A 5,245-nucleotide genomic window follows, 5' to 3' on the forward strand; every position below is an offset into this window, starting at 1 on the left:
GGCCATACGGGCGCGGAATATGATGCGTGGCTGATCAACATCGGTAGCGGTGATCAGTTCGGTTCGGGCTTTGTCGATGTGAATCCCAACAGCAAGATCCCGGCGTTGGTCGATCATTCCACCAATCCGCCCACCCGCCTGTTCGAAAGCGGCGCCATGCTGCTGTATCTGGCGGAAAAATTCGGCGCCTTTCTGCCCACCGATCATCACGTCCGCACCGAGGCGCTGTGCTGGCTGTTCTGGCAGATGGGTTCCGCCCCGATGTTGGGCGGCGGCTTCGGCCATTTCTATGCCTACGCCCCCACCAAGCAGGAATATCCGATCAACCGCTATGCCATGGAGGTGAAGCGGCAATTGGACGTGCTCGACCGGCATCTTGCGGCCAACGAATATATGGCGGGGCCGGAATACAGCATCGCCGATATGGCGATCTGGCCGTGGTATGGTGCGATGAGCCTGGGCCTGCTGTATGAAGCCGGCGAGTTCCTCGAAGTGGCGGGCTATACCAACGTCATCCGCTGGACCAAGCAGATCGGCGAGCGCCCGGCGGTGAAGCGCGGCCGCATGGTCAACCGCCCGTATGGCGAACCGTCGAGCCAGCTGCTCGAGCGCCATGACGCCAGCGATTTCGACACGAAAACCCAGGACAAGATTGGCAAGACCGCGTGACCGAAAGCGCCATTCCGCAGCCACCTGACACCTACCCCGAAGGCACGCTGGGCCACAGCCTCGCTCAGCGCCGCATCGTGCGCTTTGATCCTGGCCACGCCTGCCTTGAATATGAAGTGCTGCACGCCATGTGCCATTCGGGCGGTGTCGCGCAGGGCGGCTTTGTTGCCGGCTGGATCGATGCGGCCATGGCCCATGCCGTCATGGCCAAATACGGCTTTGATCGCGTGCCGATCAGCCTTGAACTCAAGGTGAGCTATTTCGCCCCCGCCAACCCCGGGCGCGTGCTCGCCGAAGCCTGGCTCGAAAAGGCCGGCGGCCGCACCGTGTTTGCCGAAGGCCGGCTGACCACACTCGATGGCAAGGTGCTGGCCAAGGCGAGCAGCACCATCTCGTTGATCGATGCCGCCAAGGTGGCGGCAAAGATGGTCTAGTTGCCCGGCGGCGTGATCTCGATCTTGATACTCACCCATGTGCCCACCTGATAGTCGCCGTTGACGCGCGGCGGCTTCACGCGGAACTGCCAGGCACCCTCGTTCACGGCATAGCCCATGCCGGAGCCGGGCGATTCCCCGATGGGCCGACAATCCTCCACCTTGAAGCGCGGCGCGGTGCGGCAGGCGATCAGGCCATAGGCACCCGGCCCGGCATAACGCGCCTTGCGTATGTAAAAGGCCAGTTCCGCATCGGTCGGCTCGCGATGCCATTCGGCGGCGTAAAGCTTTGATCCGTCGGGCGCGACGCCCACCACCGCGCTGTCGGGCGGGCCGGCTTCGGCCATCTGCGCCGGGGCGCTGTCCGCCGGCGGCAGCTTGCTCAGATCAAACTCGCGCAGCGCTGGATCGCCAAAGCTCCATTTGGCCGGCGGCGCATTGGGCACCGTCACTTCCGGTTTGGGCTGCGGATTGCTGGGCGCCTTCTGCTGTTTGCGCTGCTGGGGCTTGGGCTGCGCGCGCTGCGGGGCGGGCGCCGCGACGTTGACGGCAACCATGCTGGTCACGCCCGGTTTGCCCTTGGGCAGCGGCGGCGCCAGCAACAGCAGCATCAGGATCAACCCGATGTGCAACGCAATAACGATCGCCAGCACCGGCACGCGCCGACGTTCCGGCAACATGCCGGATGGGGGCGCGAGGAAGGAGGCGGTGGTTGCGGTCAATCAGGCAGCTCAATGAGGCCGGCATCCCTAGCCCGCCCCTGCCCTGCCGCGCTAGTCCAGATTTGGCCGCAGCAACTGCGTCGCGCGTTCGCGGCTCACACCCAGGCGCGCGGCATAGTCCTCCAGTTGGTCCGGCCCGACCCGCGCCACGCCGAAATAGGCGCTTTCGGGGTGGGCAAAGTAAAAGCCCGATACCGCCGCTGTTGGCCACATGGCAAAACTGTCGGTCAGCGTGATGCCGGCACGCTCCTCCACCTTCATCAGATCAAATAAATGGGTCTTCAGGCTGTGTTCCGGGCAGGCCGGATAGCCCGGCGCCGGGCGGATGCCGGTGTAACGTTCGCGGATCAGATCCTCGTTGGACTGCTTGTTGCCCAGTTCATGGCCCCAGATTTCGCGGCGCACCCGCTCGTGCAGATATTCGGCAAAGGCTTCGGCCAGGCGATCGGCCAGCGCCTTGAGCAGGATATCGTTGTAATCATCATGCCCGGCCTTGAAGCGGGCCAGTTGCGCATCGATGCCCTCGCCCGCCTGAACGGCAAAACCGCCCAGCCAGTCTTGCTGCGGGTGGATGAAATCCACCAGGCACATGTTGGCGCGGCCATCACGTTTGGCGATCTGCTGGCGCAGGAACGGCAGGCGTTTGACGGCGCTGGCGCGGCTTTCATCATCGAACACCACGACATCATCGCCTTCGCGCCGCACCGGCCAGATTGCGATCACGCCCTTGGGGTGCAGCCATTGTTCGGCAACAATCTGTTTCAACATGGCCTGCGCGTCGGCAAACAGGCTGGTGGCGCTGGCCCCCACCACGTCGTCGGTAAGGATCGCCGGGTAGTTGCCATGCAGTTCCCACGCCCGGAAAAACGGCGTCCAATCAATGTAGGGGATCAGCATTTCCACCGTCACATCGTCGATGGTCTTTGTGCCGGTGAAATTGGGCTGCACCGGCGGGTGCGCAATGAAATCGGTGGGAAAGGCGTTTTCGCGGGCCTGCTCGATCGGAACCAGCTTTGATTGGCCACCACCAGCGCGCTGAATGCGGATTTTTTCATACTCAGCCGCCGTGTCGGCAACCAGCGCATCTTTCAGCGTATCCGAAACCAGCGTGCCGGCCACACCCACGGCACGGCTGGCGTCGAGCACGTGCACCACCGGGCCTTCGTATGCCGGCGCGATGCGCAGCGCGGTGTGGACCCGGCTGGTGGTCGCCCCGCCGATCAGCAGCGGCATGGTCATGCCTATGCGCTGCATTTCAGCGGCCACATGCACCATTTCATCAAGGCTGGGGGTGATCAGCCCGGAAAGCCCGATCATGTCGGCCTCATGCTTCACGGCGGCATCCAGGATGGTCTGCGCCGGCACCATCACGCCAAGATCGATCACCTCGAAATTGTTGCACTGCAAGACAACGCCAACGATATTCTTGCCGATATCGTGCACGTCGCCCTTCACCGTCGCCATGATGATGCGGCCCTTCGACGATGAACCGCCGGCCTTTTCCGCTTCGATATAGGGCAGCAGATGCGCGACGGCTTTCTTCATGACGCGCGCCGATTTCACCACCTGCGGCAGGAACATCTTGCCGCTGCCGAACAGATCGCCAACCACGTTCATGCCGGCCATCAACGGGCCTTCGATCACCTCGATCGGCCGCGCTGCGAGCAATCGGGCTTCTTCGGTATCGACTTCAACAAAGGCGTCCATGCCCTTGACCAACGCATGTTCCAGCCGCTTTTCGACCGGCCACGACCGCCACAGTTCGGCCGCCGGATCGGCGGCCTTTTGCGGGCCGCCCTTGAACTTGTCGGCCACCGCCAGCAGGCGATCGGTTGAATCCTCGCGGCGGTTGAGCACCACGTCCTCGCACCGCTCGCGCAGTTCCGGGTCGATGGCGTCATACACGTCCAGTTGCCCGGCGTTGACGATGCCCATGTCCATCCCGGCCTGGATGGCGTGATACAGGAACACGCTGTGCATGGCCCGGCGCACCGGTTCATTGCCGCGGAAGCTGAACGACAGGTTGGAAACACCGCCGGAAATGTGCGCGTGCGGGCAGCGCACACGGATTTCACGGCAGGCATCGATGAAATCATTGCCGTAATTATTATGCTCTTCGATCCCCGTCGCCACCGCGAAGATGTTGGGATCGAAGATGATGTCTTCCGGTGGGAAACCGATGCCGGTTAGCAATTTATAGGCGCGTTCGCAGATTTCCACCTTGCGCTGCGCGGTATCGGCCTGGCCCACTTCATCAAAGGCCATCACGACAACGGCGGCGCCATAGCGCAGGCATTTCTTCGCCTGTTCCAGGAACGGCGCTTCGCCTTCCTTCATGCTGATCGAATTGACGATGCCCTTGCCGGCCAGGCACTTCAGCCCGGCTTCAATGACGGTCCATTTCGATGAGTCGACCATCACCGGCACGCGCGCGATATCGGGTTCCGCTGCGATCAGGTTCAGATAGGTGACCATGGCCGCTTCGCTGTCGAGCAGGCCTTCATCCATGTTGATGTCGATGATCTGCGCGCCATTGTCGACCTGTTGGCGCGCGACTTCCACGGCGGCCGCGTAATCGCCGTTCAGGATCAATTTCTTGAACGCGGCAGAACCTGTAACGTTGGTGCGTTCACCGATGTTGATGAAGCTAGCAGTCGTCATGCGGCAAACCTGTGGGCTTCAAGGCCGGTCAGATACAGGGCCGTTTCGGGTTTGGGAATGATGCGCGGCGGCAGGCCGGCAACCTGGCGGGCCATGGCAGCGATATGCTCTGGCGTGTTACCACAGCAGCCGCCAACGATGTTGACCAACCCTTCGTTGGCCCAACCGCGGATGAAGCCCGCCGTGGTTTCCGGCTGTTCGTCATATTCGCCCAGATCATTGGGCAGGCCGGCGTTGGGATAGGTCATGATCAGTGTGTCGGCTTGTTTGGCCAGCGCCTGCACATGCGGGCGCAATTCGGTGGCGCCAAACGAACAGTTCAGCCCGACCGCGACCGGCTTCACATGGCGGATGGAGTGCCAGAAGGCCTCCACCGTCTGTCCGGAAAGATTGCGGCCCGACAGATCGGTCAGCGTCATCGACAGCATCACCGGAACCTCATGGCCGCGCTCGTCGGCTGCTTCGGCCGCGGCAAAGGCGGCGGCCTTGGCATTCAACGTATCGAACACCGTTTCGATCAGGATGAAATCCACGCCGCCGTCCAGCAGCGCGTCGATCTGCTCGCGATAGACGTCCTTCACGCCGTCGAACGTCACTTCGCGATAGCCGGGATCGGAAACGCGCGGGGACAGCGACAATGTCTTGTTGGTCGGCCCCAACGATCCGGCCACCCAGCGCGGAATGCCATCGGCGGCAATGGCTTCGTCCACGCATTCGCGCATGATGCGGGCGGCGGCCAGGTTGATCTCGCGCACGCGG

Annotated in this window: 5 protein-coding genes; 2 read left to right on the forward strand and 3 right to left on the reverse strand. The window is 62.8% G+C overall.

The annotated features are described in order from the left end of the window. Window positions 1-669: glutathione-dependent disulfide-bond oxidoreductase (yghU, locus tag RMO81_RS08670; protein ID WP_310475429.1), on the forward strand; the 669-nt coding region annotated here is incomplete at its 5' end. Next, window positions 666-1,103 (forward strand): PaaI family thioesterase, encoded by a 438-nt coding sequence (locus RMO81_RS08675; RefSeq protein WP_310475430.1) that lies wholly within the window; start codon window positions 666-668, stop codon window positions 1,101-1,103. The genes yghU and RMO81_RS08675, both read left to right, overlap by 4 nt. Here the strand turns inward: RMO81_RS08675 and RMO81_RS08680 are convergent. From RMO81_RS08680 to RMO81_RS08690, 3 genes are all read right to left on the reverse strand, one after another. Beyond that, a complete protein-coding gene (locus tag RMO81_RS08680; protein ID WP_310475431.1) occupies window positions 1,100-1,825 on the reverse strand; it encodes a hypothetical protein in 726 nt (241 codons plus the stop codon). The two genes, RMO81_RS08675 and RMO81_RS08680, sit on opposite strands and share 4 nt — an antisense overlap. Window positions 1,826-1,876: 51 nt before the next feature. Next, complete coding sequence (gene metH, locus RMO81_RS08685; protein WP_310475432.1) at window positions 1,877-4,486, reverse strand: methionine synthase; 2,610 nt, start codon at window positions 4,484-4,486, stop codon at window positions 1,877-1,879. Further along, window positions 4,483-5,245: homocysteine S-methyltransferase family protein (locus RMO81_RS08690; protein ID WP_310475433.1), on the reverse strand; the 763-nt coding region annotated here is incomplete at its 5' end. The genes metH and RMO81_RS08690, both read right to left, overlap by 4 nt.

The organism is Sandarakinorhabdus sp., assembly GCF_031422795.1.
Taxonomy (GTDB): Bacteria; Pseudomonadota; Alphaproteobacteria; order Sphingomonadales; family Sphingomonadaceae; genus Sandarakinorhabdus.